The sequence below is a fragment of the Acinetobacter sp. YH16031 genome (genome assembly GCF_013417335.1).
In the GTDB taxonomy this organism is placed as follows: domain Bacteria; phylum Pseudomonadota; class Gammaproteobacteria; order Pseudomonadales; family Moraxellaceae; genus Acinetobacter.
Map to the genome: position 1 here is coordinate 37,132 of NZ_VPED01000005.1, position 18,702 is coordinate 55,833.

Annotated in this window: 18 protein-coding genes; 5 read left to right on the forward strand and 13 right to left on the reverse strand. The window is 41.3% G+C overall.

The features are described from left to right. The first annotated feature begins 13 nt into the window (after positions 1–13). Complete coding sequence (locus tag FTV31_RS03795) at positions 14–1,057, forward strand: nitronate monooxygenase family protein (RefSeq protein WP_180003933.1); 1,044 nt, start codon at positions 14–16, stop codon at positions 1,055–1,057. Between the two features lie 38 nt (positions 1,058–1,095). Here FTV31_RS03795 and FTV31_RS03800 read toward each other — a convergent pair whose 3' ends face one another. Both FTV31_RS03800 and dusB read right to left on the reverse strand, forming a co-directional pair. After that, on the reverse strand, positions 1,096–1,773 hold the full coding sequence (locus FTV31_RS03800) for a hypothetical protein (protein WP_180013121.1): 678 nt from the start codon (positions 1,771–1,773) through the stop codon (positions 1,096–1,098). A gap of 245 nt (positions 1,774–2,018) precedes the next feature. Then, complete coding sequence (dusB, locus tag FTV31_RS03805) at positions 2,019–3,044, reverse strand: tRNA dihydrouridine synthase DusB (protein ID WP_180013123.1); 1,026 nt, start codon at positions 3,042–3,044, stop codon at positions 2,019–2,021. Positions 3,045–3,124: 80 nt separating this feature from the next. On the opposite strand from dusB, the gene FTV31_RS03810 reads away from it, so the two are divergent. Both FTV31_RS03810 and FTV31_RS03815 read left to right on the forward strand, forming a co-directional pair. Beyond that, positions 3,125–4,330, forward strand: coding sequence for a DUF1615 domain-containing protein (locus tag FTV31_RS03810; RefSeq protein ID WP_166135131.1), 1,206 nt, complete (start codon positions 3,125–3,127; stop codon positions 4,328–4,330). Then, positions 4,297–4,962 carry an HAD family hydrolase gene (locus FTV31_RS03815; protein ID WP_180013125.1) on the forward strand — a complete coding sequence of 222 codons (666 nt, stop codon included), beginning with the start codon at positions 4,297–4,299 and terminating at the stop codon, positions 4,960–4,962. Before FTV31_RS03810 ends, FTV31_RS03815 begins: the two co-directional genes overlap by 34 nt. 53 nt (positions 4,963–5,015) lie before the next feature. On the opposite strand, the gene FTV31_RS03820 is transcribed toward FTV31_RS03815, so the two are convergent. Then, the gene (locus tag FTV31_RS03820; RefSeq protein WP_004786314.1) at positions 5,016–6,110 is read right to left on the reverse strand and encodes an acyl-CoA desaturase; all 1,095 of its coding nucleotides are present in this window, start codon (positions 6,108–6,110) and stop codon (positions 5,016–5,018) included. A gap of 14 nt (positions 6,111–6,124) precedes the next feature. Further along, the gene (locus FTV31_RS03825) at positions 6,125–7,189 is read right to left on the reverse strand and encodes a ferredoxin reductase (RefSeq protein ID WP_180013236.1); all 1,065 of its coding nucleotides are present in this window, start codon (positions 7,187–7,189) and stop codon (positions 6,125–6,127) included. A 153-nt stretch (positions 7,190–7,342) separates the two neighbouring features. Here FTV31_RS03825 and fabR point away from each other — a divergent pair, with 153 nt between their 5' ends. Next, entirely contained in the window at positions 7,343–8,020 is a 678-nt protein-coding gene (fabR, locus tag FTV31_RS03830; RefSeq protein ID WP_004786319.1) for an HTH-type transcriptional repressor FabR, read from the forward strand. Positions 8,021–8,066: 46 nt separating this feature from the next. On the opposite strand, the gene FTV31_RS03835 is transcribed toward fabR, so the two are convergent. The 6 genes from FTV31_RS03835 to FTV31_RS03860 all read right to left on the reverse strand — a co-directional run bounded on the left by FTV31_RS03835 (position 8,067) and on the right by FTV31_RS03860 (position 14,667). Continuing rightward, complete coding sequence (locus FTV31_RS03835) at positions 8,067–8,867, reverse strand: alpha/beta fold hydrolase (RefSeq protein WP_180013127.1); 801 nt, start codon at positions 8,865–8,867, stop codon at positions 8,067–8,069. A 128-nt stretch (positions 8,868–8,995) separates the two neighbouring features. Beyond that, positions 8,996–9,262: a PAAR domain-containing protein gene (locus FTV31_RS03840; protein WP_180013129.1), complete on the reverse strand. Its 267-nt coding sequence runs from the start codon at positions 9,260–9,262 to the stop codon at positions 8,996–8,998. Between the two features lie 146 nt (positions 9,263–9,408). Beyond that, a complete protein-coding gene (rapA, locus tag FTV31_RS03845; RefSeq protein WP_180013131.1) occupies positions 9,409–12,246 on the reverse strand; it encodes an RNA polymerase-associated protein RapA in 2,838 nt (945 codons plus the stop codon). A 143-nt stretch (positions 12,247–12,389) separates the two neighbouring features. Continuing rightward, positions 12,390–12,986: an RluA family pseudouridine synthase gene (locus FTV31_RS03850; protein WP_306669705.1), complete on the reverse strand. Its 597-nt coding sequence runs from the start codon at positions 12,984–12,986 to the stop codon at positions 12,390–12,392. Between the two features lie 178 nt (positions 12,987–13,164). After that, positions 13,165–13,875 (reverse strand): phosphopantetheine-binding protein, encoded by a 711-nt coding sequence (locus FTV31_RS03855; RefSeq protein WP_180013135.1) that lies wholly within the window; start codon positions 13,873–13,875, stop codon positions 13,165–13,167. A 183-nt stretch (positions 13,876–14,058) separates the two neighbouring features. Next, a complete protein-coding gene (locus FTV31_RS03860; protein ID WP_180013136.1) occupies positions 14,059–14,667 on the reverse strand; it encodes an FMN-dependent NADH-azoreductase in 609 nt (202 codons plus the stop codon). Positions 14,668–14,765: 98 nt separating this feature from the next. Here FTV31_RS03860 and FTV31_RS03865 point away from each other — a divergent pair, with 98 nt between their 5' ends. Then, a complete protein-coding gene (locus FTV31_RS03865; protein ID WP_078194112.1) occupies positions 14,766–15,677 on the forward strand; it encodes a LysR family transcriptional regulator in 912 nt (303 codons plus the stop codon). A 272-nt stretch (positions 15,678–15,949) separates the two neighbouring features. Here FTV31_RS03865 and FTV31_RS03870 read toward each other — a convergent pair whose 3' ends face one another. The 3 genes from FTV31_RS03870 to thiE all read right to left on the reverse strand — a co-directional run bounded on the left by FTV31_RS03870 (position 15,950) and on the right by thiE (position 18,424). Next, positions 15,950–16,366, reverse strand: a complete 417-nt coding sequence (locus FTV31_RS03870; RefSeq protein WP_180013138.1) for a heme-binding protein — start codon at positions 16,364–16,366, stop codon at positions 15,950–15,952. Between the two features lie 96 nt (positions 16,367–16,462). Then, complete coding sequence (gene hemL, locus FTV31_RS03875; protein WP_180013140.1) at positions 16,463–17,764, reverse strand: glutamate-1-semialdehyde 2,1-aminomutase; 1,302 nt, start codon at positions 17,762–17,764, stop codon at positions 16,463–16,465. 39 nt (positions 17,765–17,803) lie between these two features. Beyond that, positions 17,804–18,424, reverse strand: a complete 621-nt coding sequence (gene thiE, locus FTV31_RS03880) for a thiamine phosphate synthase (RefSeq protein WP_180013238.1) — start codon at positions 18,422–18,424, stop codon at positions 17,804–17,806. Between the last annotated feature and the right edge of the window lie 278 nt (positions 18,425–18,702).

The following is an 18,702-nucleotide window of genomic DNA, read 5'->3' on the forward strand; positions in this document are numbered from 1 at the left end:
AGGGAGCAAATCTATGTCTTTATTAGAAAAACTTGGAATAAAACATCCTATTTTTTTGGCCCCTATGGCAGGCGTTTCGACACCTGAACTGGCAGCGGAAGTTTCAAATCAAGGCGGTCTGGGTTCGCTCGGCTTGGGAGCCAGCAGCGTAGAGTCTGCGCGCCAGCAGATTTTAAAAACTCAGGAACTTACAGACTGCCCATTTCAGGTTAACTTTTTCTGTCATGACAGCCAGCCTCTTGATGAAAACGTAGCTCAAGCCTGGATTGACCAGTTTAAAGATAAATTTGCTGAATACGGAATTAATCCACCCACTCAATTGAACTGTATTTACCCAAGTTTTAAAGACAATGATGACTTCCTGAATCTGGTTCTGGAAACCAGACCATGTGCAGTCAGCTTTCATTTTGGCATTCCCCTCCCGCATCAGGTTCAGGCCTTAAAAGATGCCGGTATTCTGACGATGGTATCTGCCACCAATTTTGCTGAGGCGAAAGCCATTCAAGAGGCAGGGATTGATATCATCATTGCTCAAGGCATTGAGGCTGGAGGTCACCGGGGTATCTTTAGTACCAAGTTTGATGCCTCAGTCAAAACCTCTAATCTGGTCAAGCTGATGAAACAGCATTTTTCACTGCCGGTGGTTGCTGCAGGCGGAATTATGAATGGTGAACAAGCCCGTCAGATGATGGACTTTGGCGCTGAAGCAGTACAATTAGGCACGGCATTTGTTCAGTGTAAATCTTCCAATGCCAATGACGCCTATCGTAAAGCGCTACTGTCCAAGCCGCTGACTCAAGTTAGTGCCAGCATTTCCGGCCGTCCAGCGCGTGGTATTATTAATCACTGGCACATAGAAGTAGATACACCTAATCGTCTGGATGTTCCTGCCTATCCATATACTTATGATTTGGCTAAGCAGTTACATGCAGCAGCATCTAAGCATGGTGATCAGGGTTATGGCGCGTTTTGGGCGGGTTCAAATGTGGCTCAAATTCGTGAGATGGAAGCCTCTGATTTAATTAATCAATTAGTACTGGAAATGAAACAGAAATAAAAAACCTCTCCAAAGAGAGGTTTTTTATATGGATTCTTTTAATGCGTCATACGATGCCAAGCATCTTTGATCGCAAATTTTGCTTCTTCCCAATTCAAACGAGATTCACCTTTTACCTGTTCCCATTTGGTTCGTAATTCAGGTTCGGCATGTTCAAAGTCAGTCTCACGGTCATATAGTGGACGGTTTTCATAACCTACTCGATAAGCACCACGATAGTCACGATCATAGTCTAGATCGCTGTAGGTAGTACGTGATTCAGTATAGTACGGACGGTTGATATGCTCATTTCTCCAGTAATCATCTTCCTGCTTAATCGTGTCCGGATGCTGATAATTATCTGCTTCTGGATGATTTTCTGGATGCTCATAGTTATCCGTCTGTTTCGGATGATCAGGTGAAGCAATATCATTCCCTGCAATGCCGCCTACAACACCGCCAATGATACCGCCTACTACTGCACCTGGAGGACCACCTACCAGACCGGCAGTTGCTCCAACTGCTGCCCCGCCTAAAGTACCTGCACTGGTAGCAAGTACATTATCCTCGCCTTCATTCATATCTGGCACACGAGGACTATCTTTTTGAGGTGAATTCAAATCTGGTCGAGCACTGGCATCTGTTGCATCTTGATTTAATGCGTCACTACGTTCCTCTGGTAATTCAGTCGAGGTTTTATTGCCAAAGTCTGTAACTGGACGATTGGTATTTGTCATTATAGATCTCCCTTGATCATGAGAATGAACAAGATTGAATAAACATCTTGCCATGCTAGAAATTTAGCTTAGAGCAATTTCACGTAAACAATGTCCATGTCCTGTCCAGTTTCAGTGAACTTAATATGCGGCTATGTTCGATAAAGGTCTGAATGTAACGGAAGCATATAAAATCTTAGCTACAAGATAAAAAAGGTACTGTATTTACTACAGTACCTTTTAGAAGAACTAGGAAATCTCTCTTTTTATTTGGTTTCTAGAAGATTCACCTGATCTATTTGTACATCGCTCATGATATGTCCATGTTCCAGTAATCCATTAAAATAGTTTTCCACCACTTTATATTGATCGGCGGTGTTTTCTACCTGATACATATTTTGACGGAATTCATTGCTGGAACGTAAACCTTTGGTATACCAGGCAATATGCTTACGTGAAATACGGCAACCTGAATATTCACCATAAAACTCATAAAGCTCAGATAAATGCCCTAGTAGCACCTCTTTCACTTCAGCAATACTTGGTGCAGCAAGATGCTCTCCAGTTTCTAAATAATGTGCAATTTCACGAAAAATCCAGGGACGGCCTTGTGCAGCACGGCCAATCATGATGGCATCTGCACCTGTATAGTCCAGTACATATTTGGCTTTCTCAGGGCTATCAATATCTCCGTTCGCAATCACGGGAATACTCAACATCCCTTTCACTTCCTTGATTAAGGAGTAACGTGCCGTATTGAGGTACATGTCTTCACGAGTACGACCATGTAATGCCAGCGCTGCAATCCCCGCGTCTTCAGCACGTTTTGCAACTCGCAGAATATTTTCATGACCGTTGAGATAGCCCAAACGGGTTTTTAAAGTCACAGGAACATCAACTGCAGCAACGACTGCATCTAAAATACGTGCAACCAGATCTTCATCCTTTAACAAGGCAGAACCGGCCAGCTTATTACAGACTTTCTTTGCTGGACAACCCATATTAATATCAACAATTTGTGCCCCATTTGCAACCTGATAACGCGCTGCCTCAGCTAAGTCATGTGGATCAGAACCGGCAATCTGCGCTGAAATTGGTGCCAGCTCACCATCAAAATTCGCCCGATATAAGCTCTTTTTGCTCATGCGCAAGGTCTTGTCAGAAGTCATCATTTCACTGACTGCATGACCCGCACCGAAGTACTTGCATAAGGTTCTAAATGGACGATCGGTGACACCTGCCATGGGAGCGACAATCAAATTATTTGACAGTTGATAGGGACCAATATACATATAAATTCATCACTTTTCTGATGGGCATAGTATACTGCATCTGCCTTGTTCACTCATCTTTTCAATTTATTTACGACACCATGAACAAATATTTTGCTCAAGCTTTTTCTCTTAAGTCCTTATCCCTACTTGCTTTATCTATTAGCCTTGTTGGGTGCGGCAATGGTTCATGGTGGTCAAATGATGAACCAACTCTTGAAGTTGAACATATTCGCAAAGCCATTCCAGGCCGTGTCAGCCAGCGTGAATCTTGGGCACAAGATATTTATGACATCACTGACCAGCTCGGTATTCCACAAACCAAAGAGAATATCTGTTCAATCGTGGCAGTTGTCGATCAGGAATCTAACTTTAATGCAGACCCGGTAGTTCCTGGTCTTGGTGAAAAAGCCGTTAAAGAAGTTCAGGAACGTCTGGAAGAAAAATTTAAAGATAAACTTGGTGAAAGTATCGGTGGAACAGTTGCAGGATATTTCCAGGATGTACTGAAAAACCAGCCAAGCCCAGAAGACAATTATCTAAGCCAGATGCGCCGGGTTAAAACCGAACGTCAATTAGATGAACTTTATCGTGAAATCTTTGATTACATGGCCAAGCATTATCATGTAAGTGCACTGACAGGTGCAGCCAAACTGTTTGGACAAAATATTGGCGAAAAAATGAATCCGATTACAACTTTGGGTTCCATGCAGGTTCATATCAGCTATGCCAAGGAATATAAACGTCAAGGGGGCAGTATTGCTGATTTGCGTAGTGACCTGTATAGCCAGTATGGTGGACTGTATTATGGGATTCATCGATTGATGATGTACCCTGCGGATTATGAAAAACCGATTTATCGTTTTGCTGATTATAACTCTGGGATGTATTCCAGCCGTAATGCAGCATTCCAGAGCATGTTAAATAGCTTAACCGATGCCGAATTGAGCCTGGATGGCGATTTACTACTATATACTAAAGATGGCGCGATTCGCTCACAAAAGAGTCAATCTGAACGAGAGCTCATCAGCGTTTTTGCAAAAAATAATTTTATTATTACTGAACGTCAGATTCGGGCGGATTTAAAAAAAGAAAAAGTTAAAGATTTTGAAGATACTATGACTTATCGTGGCATCAGTAAACTTTATCAAGAAAAAACCGGTAAAGAGCCAATTTATGCAATGATGCCAGAAGTTGTGATCTCAGGCCCAAAATTGAGTCGTGAGTATAATACTAACTGGTTTGCCAGCCGTGTCGATGGTCGTTATCAAACATGCATGCGCCGCATCAAAAACATAAAACTCTAGCCTTATTTGATTTTGATGGAACCCTGTATCCTTATGACAGTTTTACAGGGTTCATTTTCTATGCTTTAAAGAAAAGGCAGATTTTAAAACGTGGCATTCGTATTCTGCCTTGGATTCAGGTTTACTATCTTAAGCTCTATCCTGCTCATGCAATGCGCCCAAAGCTGTATTACACCATGTTCAAAAATAGTCATGCGCATGAAATTCAGCAGCTTGCCGAAGAATATGCACAGCAGCTTGTTTTAAGATTAAATCCCAAGCTATTAAAGCAACTTAGACAACATCAGCAACTCGGGCATCAAGTCGTTCTCGTTTCTGCTTCACTGGATTTATATTTAAAACCGGTTTGTACTTATTTAGGCATTGACCTGATTTGTAGTGAAGTAGAAATTCTGACAGGCAAAATGACAGGTTTATACAACACACCTGATTGTAGTAAGGATCAGAAGAAAAGTAGAATCTTGGAAAAATATAATTTAGAAGATTATGCTGAAATTTATGCTTATGGAAATAGTGAAGAAGATGAGGCAATGTTATGCCTTGCACAGTATGCTTATCTGGAAGGACGAGATAAAGTACTTCCACTACTTGAAATGAATTTACCCGAGTCTGAGCTTAAAATAATTAATTAAACTGAGAATAATAAAAAACCGCTATGAATAGCGGTTTTTTATTGAAATCCATCTTACTTCTTAAACGGAAACGCATATTTCACGATACGTTTAATTACGCTGCCATACTGTTTTACCAAACTGGCATTATTATAGTTTAAGCCGTATTTTTTACATACTGCTTCTACTTTTGGCGCCATTTGACGGTAACGGCGTGCAGGCACATCTGGATATAAGTGATGTTCAATCTGATGGCTTAAATGTCCAGTCAAAATATGAAACGCTTCAGAACCAGTCAAGTTTGAAGAACCACGAATCTGGCGCATATACCAGTGACCCCGACTTTCATTTTCCATCACAGCTTTCGGAAACACTTCTACATCTTTAGTAAAGTGACCACAGAAAATAATACTGAAAGTCCAGATATTACGAAGGCCATTTGCCACCAGGTTACCTGTCAATACCGGTAATGCTGCAGGACCTGCAATCAACGGGAAGAATACATAATCTTTGAATAATTGCTTGCCAATTTTACGCTGCATTGGCTTCCATTCTTCAAGAGTTTGTTCTTTGGTTTTACGGCCTTTGAAGTATTTACCCAATTCAAGGTTTTGAATGGCTACGCCCCACTGGAATAACAAGCAAAATGGAATACTGTAAATTGGCTGTAATAAATAACCTGGTTTCCAGCGTTGCTCAGGGAACAAACGCAACAAGCCATAACCAATATCATCATCCATGCCTTTAATGTTAGTATAAGTATGATGCTTGAAGTTATGGGTTTGACGCCAGTTGTCTGAAGTTCCGACAATATCCCACTCGTAGGTTTGGCCATTGAGCTTCGGATCATTCATCCAGTCATATTGACCGTGCATGACATTATGACCCAATTCCATATTTTCCATGATTTTGGCAAAGCCTAATAAGCCTGTACCCAACAACCATGCTGGCGGGAACCATCCTGCAAATAATAAGGCACGACCTGCAATCGATGAATAACGGATGCTCGAATATACGCGACGGATATATTTGGCATCTTTTTCACCTAAATCATCCAGCACTTCCTGTTTGATGGCATCAAGCTCACGTGCAAGTTCATCTAGCTCAGACTGGGTCAGTTCACGGTTTTTAGGATTTTTAAAATACTGTAATTTTACTGGCATATTCATAGGATAAAACTCGCTTATAAGTCGATGACAAGGTCAGTCTGCGCTGAGTTAACACAAATTTTTAAAAGATTACCCGGCTCGGTATTTTGTGCGCCATTGACCAGATTCTTGGTTGAACCTTCCGCTTTATTACAGGCACATTTATTACAGATGCCCATACGACAGCCATGGGTCGGTCGGATATTCTGTTGTTCCAGACTCACCAGAATCGACTGGCCTTTAGGAATCGTGACGATTTTTTTCGATTGAGTCAGGGTTACATTGACAAAACCGGTATCAGCTTCATCATTCAGACTCATGCTGAACGCTTCACTTTTGAACAGTTTCGCTGAAGCAAACAGTCGTTCTGCAGTCGCAACAAAACCTGATGGTCCACATGCATAGACTGTACTTTGTTCCAATGCTTGCAATTGGTCTAGATAAGATTCATCAAGACGCGGCGCAGCCGGTTGTTCCTGAGTTGCAAATACCTGATAAGAAAAGTTTGAAAACTTTTGTGCCAGCTCTTCAAAACGCGCAATGAAAGCAGCATCCTGGTTTTTCTTGACCCAATACCATAAAGTCACTGGTGCAGTCAGGTCAGCTTTATCTTTTAAAGCTTCCAGCATACTTAGCATTGGTGTAATACCACTACCCGCAGCAAGTAAAAGCAATGGGCTGCTCTGTTCTGGCAAAGTCATGTCACCGAAAGGTTGACCGAATTCAATGATATCGCCGATTTCAGCCTGTTCAGCAAACCAGGTGGTAACCTTACCTGCATTCACTTTTTTAACCGTCAATAAAACATGCTGCTGATCAATACGGGTCAGACTATAGCTACGTTCATAACGAATGCCGTTCACCACCACAAATACAGGATGATGCTGGCCCGCCTGACCGAACTGGAATAAATGATTGACACGAATCGTCAGGCTCAACATATCCTGCGCAGCATTTTCTTTGCGCACAATCTTGCCTAAGGGCTGATTCATCGACCATAAAGGATTTAATTTCTGCATCCAGAAATTAATTGCATACGGATCAATCACACTCTCTTTCAGCGTATTTAATGGTGTTTTAAGCTTTTCGAGTACAGGCATCGTTTTAGACATCACCTTGGATTTTTAATTATTATACACTTGTATATATATTTGTATATACATTTGTATTGTTTCTAATCATTTCACAAGCTGGACCGCCTTCGTTATAATGTGTTAATGCCTTTTACTAATCACCTCATGAATGAGCCTTCAATGAAAATAAGCAGTGACGCGTCTTTACCATCGAAAAGCATTGATGAGCCCATTATTGTCCGTAGTGTGGGCCGTAAAGCGACCATTACCAAGGAAGAACTGTTTCAGGCTGCTTTAAACCTGATTGGACCACAAAAAAGTATTTCATCTTTAAGCTTGCGTGAAGTTGCTCGTGAGGCTGGAATTGCTCCGAACAGTTTTTATCGTCATTTTAAAGATATCGATGAACTGGCGATTGAATTGATTGATCGTGCCGGGATCGTGCTGCGTCAGATTCTCAATGAGTCCCGCCTAAAAGCATCGAAACAGAACAGTATTATCCGTAGCTCTGTTGAAGTCTTTATTGCCCAGCTGGATGCTGATGAAGGCAATTTAAGTCTGTTATTACGTGAAGGTTATACTGGTTCAAAATCTTATAAACAGGCAGTCGAACGCCAACTGAATTATTTCCAGCAGGAGCTTCAGGAAGACCTGATCCGTCTGGAACGACTAAATAATAAAAAATTATTTCATCCCGAGATTGCGGCCAGAGCGATTACCCAACTGGTATTTAATATGGGTGCCAATGTGATCGATATGGCACCTGAAGACCGTAAGGAAATTGCGGAACAAACCATGATCATGATTCGCATGATTCTGGAAGGCGCACGTCATCTGGATCAATCCCAAATCCGTTAAGCTAGACACCAAAAAGACTCTTTATGAGTCTTTTTTATTACCAAGATTAAAGCTTCTTCAATCTGGCTTTAATATGGTTTGCCGTCATTTCCGGATGCTCTAGTGGAAACATATGTCCGCCCTGCACCACCGAATAATCAATTTGATAAACCTTATGCATGCCTTGTGGTAAACCTTGCTGATAAAACTGGCTGCGCTCTGCTGTGATTAAATGTATCGGAACCTGGGGTGGTTTTCTTGGTGTACGCCACCACCAGGCCGGTACAGTCCGGAAAATTTCTGCCTCAATCTCTTTGGGAATGGCTAGCGTTACTCCTTCACGCTCTTGATCAGGCACAATCCCGCTTTCGATATAATCCTGAAAACATTGCTCATCAAAATGCTTAAATAGACGATTCGATCTCAGCGCTTCAACGGCATCCTGTTTAGATGGCCAGTAATCTTTACGTTTTAGGGTAATACCTGCCGGAGTGAAACGGTCGATACTTTTTAGATTAAGCTTTTTCACAACTTCAAACAGTGCACTGTTTTTCCCAATCACGAAAGGTGGATCCATGATCACCAGTTTAGAAAATAAATCCGGACGTTGATAGGCTGCCATTAAGGTTACTAAACCACCAAATGAATGTCCCAGCCCAATCACCTTTTGATTCGGAGATTGCTGCTGAATATCCTGTATCACTTCATCTACTAGATAACGCCAGTCTTTGGTAATTGGATAGGCTGGATTCATCCCGATCAGCGGAATCGCCTTGACCTGATATTCATCCTGAAAATAATTTAAAAACTTGCGATAGCTTGCTGATGGAATGCCATTGGCATGAGTAAAATGCAAAACCTGTTTCATTATTTTCTTTAATCATTTCTTTATAAAGTCTGAGAGAAGCTTAATATTGAAATGCAAAATTCTACAGAACCAAATTCACCAATCTATGACCTTTAAGTCATTCCAGGCTTAAATCGGCATATGGTCCATTATTTTTTGGAAATAGTCAGGTTTTGCATTGGTAAAAAAGTGGCTCCACAACTGGCTTTATCTCCAGCAATGATTACAGCCCTGCCTTTGACTATTGTAGATAAATCACTAGCAATAGCTGTCACGGTAGTTTGGCACTTAGGACAGTAATGCTTCATGCCATTCAGATGCACCGCCATACCATTAATTAAAAAAGAGTTTTCACATTCAGTGACCATACCGCCGTGGCTGGTTTTCGCGCCAACAGTAATCAATGCTTTGGACATGGTATTTTATTTCTTATTCTTAGGTGGGCTGATTTTAATCGATACAGAAAATATCAGCTAGCACGGCCCGACCAAGCACTTAATTAAGATTTAAATTTCAGCCATAAAAAAGCAGCCCGAAAGCTGCTTTTATAATTCATTAGACCTTATGGCTTAACCACGACCATTACTTGAATCGCTTCAGGTGTTACAGATAAACCTTCTAACAGACTCAAGCCTTCTTTTTGCAGCTTCTGTAAACGTGCGATTTCATCTTCACGGATACTTGGGTTGAACTGTTTCAGGTAAGTCAGACGGTCAATTTCATACTGCCATTTATTGCCATACGCTTCTTTAGCCTGCTGCCTGAAGTTTGGCAATGCTGAACGAGCTAATTCCAATGCCTGTTGATAACGCGCTTCAATCACTTCACGGCGTGCTTTCACCACCTGACGGCAGCTATTGCCATCTAAATGATGTAGATATGGTTTCAGGATTTCAGGCGCAATCTTCTGAGACAGATCCTGACCTTTTTCACTCAGCAATACACGGATCAGCTGCTGTGGCAAGCTTGACGGTAAGTTTAGTGCTTTTGGTGCAACCACATCAACCTTGAACCACACTTCCATCAATACAGAACCTTGTGGCAATGCTGCAGACTTTAAGACCGCAACGTTGGTACTACCAAAGCCCTGAGTATTGATCATTTCCATCACGCTTTCAGTGAATGGATGCTCTAAAGTTAGATATTGAGCATCTTCACGGATCTGAGCCTGGTCACGATAGAAGGTGGCTGTCATACCCTCTTCATCCAGGGTCAAACCTTGTACCTGCATCTGATCCGTTGGCTTGATGATCACCGTACCATTGCTTTGCTCATCAAAGTCGATATTGGTCGATGCCATAAAACGCTTCATGAACATTGGCAAGGTGGTATTGTCATCATAGTCTTCAAGCGCATTAACAATTTCCTGTGCCACGACGGGGCGGCAAGAATTGTACTCAAGCAGACGGTCACGACCTTCCTGCAACTCGGCTTCCAGTGCTTCACGTTGTACGCTAACTTCTTCCAGCAGATCTTCAAATTCCTGACCTTTATCTGCCAGCAAGCAATCTTTCAGGGCAACAATAAAGTTTTCTTGCAGCGTTTGCGCCGTTGGAGAAATGTTGCTGAAAATATTCAGCGCTTCGTTATACCAGCGGAACATACGCTCTTGCGCAGTACCCACCAGATAAGGCACATGAATCTGGATACGGTTTTCCTGACCGATACGATCCAGACGACCAATACGTTGTTCCAGAACATCCGGATTGGCTGGCAAGTCAAACAGGATCAAGTCCGATGCAAACTGGAAGTTACGGCCTTCTGAACCGATTTCAGAGCACAATAAAATCTGTGCACCATAAGATTCTTCAGCAAAATAAGCCGCTGCCTGGTCACGTTCCAGCAGACTCATGCCTTCATGGAACATGGCAGTACGTATACCTGCATGCAGACGTAATACATTTTCTAGCGCTTCAACCACTGGACCACTACGCGCAATCAGCAATACTTTTTTATGCTTCAGATCAGTACGCAGCTTTTCCATCAACCACATCACACGCGGATCGGTTTCCATCCACGAGCCATCAAGTTGAGATTCTTCCGGCCACATCTGTTCACGTAGTTTGCCATCTTTAGACCAGTTTTCTGGTGCTGGCAAAGGCGCTGGCTGACAATCACGGCCCGGGAAGCCCTGAATTGCCTCACGGGTATTCCGGAACAGGATACGGCCCGTACCATGACGGTCTAGCAATTCATGAATGGCACGGAAACGTTGCTCTGGGGTATCTTCAATCGCATGACCAAGCAGGCTTTCAATCGCAGTGAAATGCTCAGCTTCCAGTGGAAGGTCTGACATCAGTACTTCAGCGATTTTAGCAGTATGCTGATACTGCTCTTCTTCATCCAGGAAACGGTCCAATGAACTGAAACGTTGCGGATCAAGTAAACGTAGACGTGCAAAGTGAGATTCTACACCGAGCTGTTCTGGTGTTGCAGTCAATAACAATACGCCCGGTGTTTTCTCTGCCAGCTCTTCGACCAGATCATAACGGTCATTGCCGCCTTCTTCCTCAGACCACATCAGGTGATGCGCTTCATCGACGACCAGCAGGTCAAAGCCCGCTTCAATCGCCTGTTCGCGTAGATCTTCGTGATCCACCATAAAGTCCACAGAAGCAATAATGCGCTGTTCGGTCAGGAATGGATTTAGTTCAGGATCATGCTCTTTGATCGATGCAGTACGAGCCAAATCAAATAGGGAGAATTCAAGATTGAAACGACGGCGCATCTCAATCATCCACTGATATTGCAGTGAATCCGGGACCAAGATCAGAATACGTTCAGAACGGCCAGTTTTAAGTTGCTGATGAATGATCAGACCTGCTTCGATGGTTTTACCCAAGCCTACTTCATCGGCCAGTAAAACACGCGGCGCGAAACGCTGACCGACTTCATGTGCGATATACAACTGGTGTGGAATCAGACCCACACGCGAACCGACCAAGCCACGCAATGGACTGGTTTGCATATTGGCTTGCATCAGCAAGGCTTCAATACGCAGGTCATACCACTCTTTATAGTCAATCTGGCTAGCCAGTAAACGATCTAAAGGTTTAGACAACTGGATCGTTGCACCTACACGGGTTTCATTTAAAGCTTTACGTTCTTCTGTACCATCTTCAAGAGTACGAACCACGTGATAACGCACCACGCCATTGCGGTCTTCAACTGACTCAACGGTCCAGATCGTACCTTCCTGATCTTGCAGTTCGTCATTCGCATTAAATACGATACGAGATAAGGGTGCGTTACTGCGAGCATAGACGCGAGTTTCATCGCTTTTTGGGAATAAAATGCTGACCGATCGCTCATCAACATCAATGAGAACCCCTAAACCGAGTTCTGTTTCAGTATCTGATAACCAACGTTGACCAATAGCAAATTGCTGCAATTTTTCCACCTTTATCTTAAGTACAAGATTATGAATATCAGGCTCAATCACGAAACGTCATTTGAGCAAAATTTCACACCTTCAAGCAATGTATTTTGACATAAAGCCCACTAAAAAGTGAGCATAATTCACGTCGATTAAACAAGTATTTCCTAGAATTCAGCCGGACAATTAAATTCAACTAACTGTTGTGTTTTAGGATGATAAAAACTTAAACGCTCGGCATGTAAGCATAGACGCGGACTAAGCTGTTGCTGCTCTGGCGTTGCATACAAGGTATCGCCAATAATCGGATGCCCGAGATATTGCATATGTACACGGAGCTGATGTGAACGACCGGTAATCGGAGTCAGTTTCACCCGAGTCACAGCTTGCCTCTGAATTTCAAAATGTTCGATGGCCTGCCATTCTGTAATTGCCGGCTTATTATGATTCGGTTCAGCAATATGCAGTGGTGGACAGCTTGGATCATAAATGACAGGCACATCAACTGTACCCTTGCCTTCTAATGTTCCAGCCACGATGGCCTGATAGGTTTTATCGGTTTGGCGTTCCTGGAACTGGCGAGAAATGGATTTTTGCCCTTCTCGGCTTAAAGCAAATACTAAGATACCGGAAGTGTCTCGATCCAGACGATGGATCAGTAAAGTTTTAGGTTCTAATTCGATGAGGCGATTGATCAGGCAATCTTGTAAATCTTCTGTTTTACCGGGAACTGTGAGTAAGCCTGCAGGCTTATGGATGACCATAAAATCTTCATCACGATGTATCAGATGTTCGGTTAGAAAATTACTCAAAGTTCAATCCCACGCTGATCGCGAAAAACAAGGCGGCCATAATAGAAAGCTTGAGTGATAATTACAATGCGCATTTATGTAAATGGCGATGAAATTTCCGATTATTTTAAGAAAATTACCCAATTACCGATTATCGACGTGCAGATTGCATTACAAAGCTCGCTAGATCATGTAATGACGAGTGTTCCAGCACATCTTCATAACGCAGATCAGCACCATGCGCACGCCATGTGCCAACCAGACTGACTACTGCTACAGAGTCCAGTCCATACTGTTTTAAATTAGTATAAGGATCAATTTCAAGCGCATCTATATCCAGCTGTTCAGCTACTGCTAACATGATGCCTTTGGTTGACAATACATATTCTGACGGCGCACTTAAGTTCCACAATCGAGTCAGACTATAGCTGTTCATATGATGCAAACCTTGTGCCACTATATTCTCAATCCACTGGATATGCTGTTCCTGACTAGGCATCAAAATTGCATCATTAATTATGCAAATTTGTTCTGTCACACTTTGCAGATGTGGCAGGATCTGTTTCAGCACCGGTGTAATCTGTCCGGCGAAAATCAGTTGTGAATGAGTTGAAGCATATTCTCCAAGTTGCTGCATACCTTGCATTAAATCATCGCCATACAAATCAACGATTGGAATATCGAGTGCTTTGGCTTTATTACTGATCTGGATCAGATGAGTTATCAGGTCGCTGTCTTGTATGCCCTGCTGCATACGCAAGTTTTGCAATCCGACTAAAACCAAAACAGATTCATTTGATGTAAGCTGCCATTTGGCTTGAGATGGCGCGAGTTGGATTTTTTTGGGCATGGGGTACAGCATGGGAGGCTCTTATAAATACAAAATAGCATGATGATTCATGCTATTTTAGTTTAGCATCGATTTGAAAAACACTTTGATTTTACAGACGTTTATTGTTCTAATTTCGTATAACCTCCATTATGTTAAATAGGAACCTTAGAACAATAGAAAATTATAATTTCATTGCCATAAGGAAGAATATACTTACAATCCTACGTTCGTTTGTAAAGCAATTTGCTGTGAAGCTAATTCAAGTGCTTTAGATTTCCCTAATGGTTTAATATCAGTGCCTTCAGCATATATAAAATCTACCTTATCAATACCAATTAATCCTAATACTGCTATTAAATATGCTGTAACAGCATCTGTTGGAAGATCTTGATGAAAACCACCACGTGAACTAAAGATAATTGATTTAACACCTTTAATTAATCCTACGGGTGCGGTTTCTGTATATTGAAAAGTTACTCGTGCTCGTGCAATTAAGTCGAACCAGTTTTTTAATTGGGTTGGTACATTTAAGTTATACATTGGTGCTGCAATCAATAATAGATCACAATCTTTCAGCTCTTGAATAAATTGATCAGAGAGAGCTACTGCTGCTTTTACCTCAGGTTTTTCATTTGCCTCTCCACGTAAGGCATTAAATATCTCTAAGTTTAATACTGGTAAGTTCATAGCTCCTAGATCATGTTCAATTATTTGGTCAACATAACCACTTTGCTTACGTCTATATAAATATTTATTAATGAGCTGATTACTTAGAGATTTTTCCTGCATAAAACTAGATTTGATAACTAAAATTTTGTTCATAGTAAGGTTCCTAATATGAATTTTAATTAGATTATCATTGATAAATTGGATACAAAAGTGATAATAAATCAACTGATTGATTCCCAATTGGAACTAATATGCGTGTTAATGATCTGAAAAGTTTGATGGCATTTATTAGTGTTGTTGAACAAGGAAGTTTTACTAAAGCATCAGAAAAATTACATCTGACTCGTTCCGCTGTCAGTAAGATGATTTCAAAGCTTGAGGTACAGCTCGGAGTAGTACTTTTTAACAGAGATACACGTCATTTAGCTCTCACAGAAGAAGGTAGTATTTTCTATGAACATAGCCAGCGGGCTGTACAAGAATTATTAATAGCTGAGACATTATTTGAAAGTAATAATCAAAATATTCAGGGAATGATACGTATCTCTATGCCTGTATTATTTGGACAAAAGTTCATAGTTCCGATATTAAGAGACTTAGCAGATGAACATCAAAATTTGAATATGGTTCTTTCTTTTAATGATCGTTATATTGATTTAATTGAAGATAATTATGACCTAGTGATAAGAATTGGTAATTTAGAAGATAATAGTCAATTAATGGTTAAAAAGATTTCTGAGCATGCAATGTGGCTCTGTGCCACACCTGAATATTTAAAAAGATACCAGGTTCCTGAGAGCATTAAAGATTTAGATAACCATCAGACTATTGGATATTTGAAAAATGGGCAGCTTGAAAAGTGGATATTTCAAAGTTCTCATCATAAAACTATGAAATATTTGCCAAAAAATAAAGTTCAAATGGATGACATAAAAAGCATATTAGATTATGTACTAATGCATGGAGGAATTGGTTGGTTACCTTCCTGGTTGATTCAAGAATATATACAAAGTGGTCAATTAATACACCTACTTACTAACTATTCAAGTACTAACTATCCTATTCAAATTGTATGGAAAAGATCAAATTTCTTACCAATACGTGTTCGTACTACCATTGATAAAATAGCTTCATCAATACAAAAAGATAGCGTCATTAAATAAGATTTATAAGAGAGGAATCCTAAATTGATAGTAATACAAAATCTTTCTAGTTTAATTTTTAAACACGGATTTATTAAGTTTTCCTAAAATTAACATAATACACCTTATACGAAATCATTTTGATTTCCTTTTTAAATCATAACTTTATTGTATATAGACAAGCCCTCTCATTAGCGATTGGGCTTTTTAGTTGATATTTCACGTTCCACGCTTCATTTTGGAACATCGTTGGATGATTTTATTAAATTGAGCTGATCAATTTCTATTTTGGATTAGCTTTGCTTAGCCAAAAACTTCTCAATCGCTTGCTGTGCAATCTCTGCATCTTGGAAAGACTTCACTCCAGAAACACCCATTGCACCTACGAGCTGACCTTGATACATAATCGGCTCACCACCTTCTAACATCCCAGAAAAAGTATCCATCGTCAGAAAGCCCATTTGACCGCCTTTGATAATATCTTCAAACAGCTTAGACGGACGGCGACTAATGGCAGAACACCTTGCTTTTTCCAGGCATAGGTTTGCTGTCATCGGTGATGCATCATCCATACGCTTCATTGCCAGCAAATTACCAGTTTCATCGACCACTACAATACTGACATTAAAACCCTGCTTTAACGCATATTCATAGGCCTGATTTAATAAGAACTCAGCATCGCTTAAGGTCAAATAATGTTTAGTTTGCATCAGTCTTTTCCATTTTCAAAATCTGTATAAAAAAGCCCGAACGAATTCGGGCTTATGTTCCCTCTCCTTTTAGGAGGGGATTAGGGAGAGGTTGTATTACCCTTTCATTTCAGCAAAAGTTTCTTTAGCCGCTTGAATCGTAAATTCAATATCTTCATCACTATGCGCAGCTGAAATAAATCCTGCTTCAAATGCAGATGGAGCCAGGTTCACACCACGACTTAACATGCCATGAAAGAATTTTTTGAAGGCTTCAACATCACACTTCAGCATTGAATCAAAGCTGGTGATGTCTTCCTGATCCGTGAAGTACAGGCCAAACATACCGCCCACTTGTTGAGTCTTGAATGAAATACCAGCTTTATCCGCTGCTGCTTGTAAGCCTGCAAGAAGTTTCTCAAGTTGTGCAGTCAATTTTTCATAAAAACCTGGCTCACGCAGATGTTTAAACATCTCGATCCCGGCACGCATTGCCAGTGGGTTACCTGACAAGGTACCTGCCTGATACACGTTACCCAATGGTGCGATGCATTCCATCACTTCACGCTTACCACCAAAAGCACCGACTGGCAGGCCTGCACCAATGATTTTACCTAAAGTCGTTAGATCAGGAGTCACGCCGTAGTGTGCCTGAGCACCGCCTAGGCCGACACGGAAACCTGTCATCACTTCATCAATAATGAATACTGAACCATGTTCATCACAGACATCACGTATCGCTTGTAGGAAACCATCAATCGGTTTCACCAGATTCATGTTCCCTGCCACTGGCTCAACAATCACACCCGCAATTTCAGAACCAAACTTGGCAAAGCATTCTTTTAAAGTGTCGATGTCGTTATAAGGAAGAGTTAAAGTATGTTTGGCAAAATCAGCAGGTACGCCCGCAGAAGTCGCTTCACCTTCGCCTTTAGTTAACAGGCCAGAACCTGCTTTTACCAGCAGCGAGTCAGAGTGACCATGGTAACACCCTTCAAATTTTACGATCTTGTCACGGCCAGTATAACCACGTGCTAGACGGATCGCAGTCATTGTTGCTTCAGTACCGGAATTGGTCATACGCACCAATTCAATAGATGGCATGATGTCGCAAATAATGTCAGCCAAAGTCGTTTCGTGAACTGTTGGCGCACCAAAGCTTAAACCATCTACTGCTGCATCTTGCACCGCTTTAATGATTGCTGGATGCGCATGACCCAGAATCATTGGTCCCCATGAACCGACATAGTCCACATAGCGCTTGCCATCGACATCGTACAGATAAGCACCTTGGGCTTTCTCGATAAAGATAGGCGTACCACCCACGCCATTGAAGGCACGTACAGGTGAGTTAACACCACCCGGAATATGTTTATTGGCTTGTTTAAATAGTTGTTCTTGCTTTGGAGATAAACTCATGAGAATCACTCAACTCAAAAATACAATAAGAAATAAAAATTAAGCTTGTTCAGCAAATAGTTCCGACCAGTCATATACACGTTGACCGACAGTCGACATTGAGCGACCTAAGACATCACTAATGACTGCACAAAGATCTGCACCGGCTTCAATAACTTCTCTACCGTTTTCAACCGTCAAACCACCAATGGCACAGATTGGCACATTCAATTTTTCTTTAGCCAGCTTCAATGTTTCTAAACCAATATTACCTGCTTCTGGCTTGGTATCAGTCGCATAGATCGCGCCAAAGGCCACATAATTAGCCCCATCTGCAATGGCTTGTTCAGCAAGCTCAAGTGAATTATTACAACTGCGGCCAATCAATACATTTTTAGGCAAACGTTCAACAGCTTCCTGGATGGAACCATCACCCTGACCCAAATGCACGCCTACACCATATTTTACTGCAGTTTCTAAATCGTCATTAATCACAAATGGAACTTTATACTGTTCGCACATTTGTTTCATATATTCGATTTCGTAAGCCTGATCTTCTTTCGCTACTTTTTTACGACGATACTGAAGTACCGCAACTTCATAAGTCGCCATTGCACCTTCAAGTTTCGCCAGAAGAAGCTCAATAGGATCATCATTGGTAATTAAATATAAACCGCGCATGACTGCCGCCATTCAAAATACATACGCTATTATAGGCATAAATGGGCGAGTTTCCCCATCCTAAACACTGAATAATACCCGATTCAGGGATTAGATTATTATTTGTACTTTTTATACAGGTGATTGATCAATATCCCTATTTTCAGTGATAGGCGACTGCGAGAATTTACGTTTTAATGGTTTTATAACAATAATGATAAAGTGTTAATGCTTACGCCCTCCGACAAACGCTTTTAGGATTTTGCAGATAACTTAGTGGAGAAGTTGCAAAATTCTGA

Coding starts and splice junctions, on each gene's coding strand:
- FTV31_RS03815 (WP_180013125.1), top strand. CDS start 4,297: ATGCATGCGCCGCATCAAAAACATAAAACTCTAGCCTTATTTGATTTT.
- FTV31_RS03810 (WP_166135131.1), top strand. CDS start 3,125: ATGAACAAATATTTTGCTCAAGCTTTTTCTCTTAAGTCCTTATCCCTA.
- FTV31_RS03800 (WP_180013121.1), bottom strand. CDS start 1,773: ATGACAAATACCAATCGTCCAGTTACAGACTTTGGCAATAAAACCTCG.
- FTV31_RS03860 (WP_180013136.1), bottom strand. CDS start 14,667: ATGAACAAAATTTTAGTTATCAAATCTAGTTTTATGCAGGAAAAATCT.
- FTV31_RS03820 (WP_004786314.1), bottom strand. CDS start 6,110: ATGAATATGCCAGTAAAATTACAGTATTTTAAAAATCCTAAAAACCGT.
- FTV31_RS03870 (WP_180013138.1), bottom strand. CDS start 16,366: ATGCAAACTAAACATTATTTGACCTTAAGCGATGCTGAGTTCTTATTA.
- hemL (WP_180013140.1), bottom strand. CDS start 17,764: ATGAGTTTATCTCCAAAGCAAGAACAACTATTTAAACAAGCCAATAAA.
- FTV31_RS03795 (WP_180003933.1), top strand. CDS start 14: ATGTCTTTATTAGAAAAACTTGGAATAAAACATCCTATTTTTTTGGCC.
- dusB (WP_180013123.1), bottom strand. CDS start 3,044: ATGTATATTGGTCCCTATCAACTGTCAAATAATTTGATTGTCGCTCCC.
- FTV31_RS03855 (WP_180013135.1), bottom strand. CDS start 13,875: ATGCTGTACCCCATGCCCAAAAAAATCCAACTCGCGCCATCTCAAGCC.
- fabR (WP_004786319.1), top strand. CDS start 7,343: ATGAAAATAAGCAGTGACGCGTCTTTACCATCGAAAAGCATTGATGAG.
- thiE (WP_180013238.1), bottom strand. CDS start 18,424: ATGCGCGGTTTATATTTAATTACCAATGATGATCCTATTGAGCTTCTT.
- FTV31_RS03850 (WP_306669705.1), bottom strand. CDS start 12,986: ATGGTCATCCATAAGCCTGCAGGCTTACTCACAGTTCCCGGTAAAACA.
- FTV31_RS03840 (WP_180013129.1), bottom strand. CDS start 9,262: ATGTCCAAAGCATTGATTACTGTTGGCGCGAAAACCAGCCACGGCGGT.
- FTV31_RS03835 (WP_180013127.1), bottom strand. CDS start 8,867: ATGAAACAGGTTTTGCATTTTACTCATGCCAATGGCATTCCATCAGCA.
- FTV31_RS03825 (WP_180013236.1), bottom strand. CDS start 7,189: ATGCCTGTACTCGAAAAGCTTAAAACACCATTAAATACGCTGAAAGAG.
- FTV31_RS03865 (WP_078194112.1), top strand. CDS start 14,766: ATGCGTGTTAATGATCTGAAAAGTTTGATGGCATTTATTAGTGTTGTT.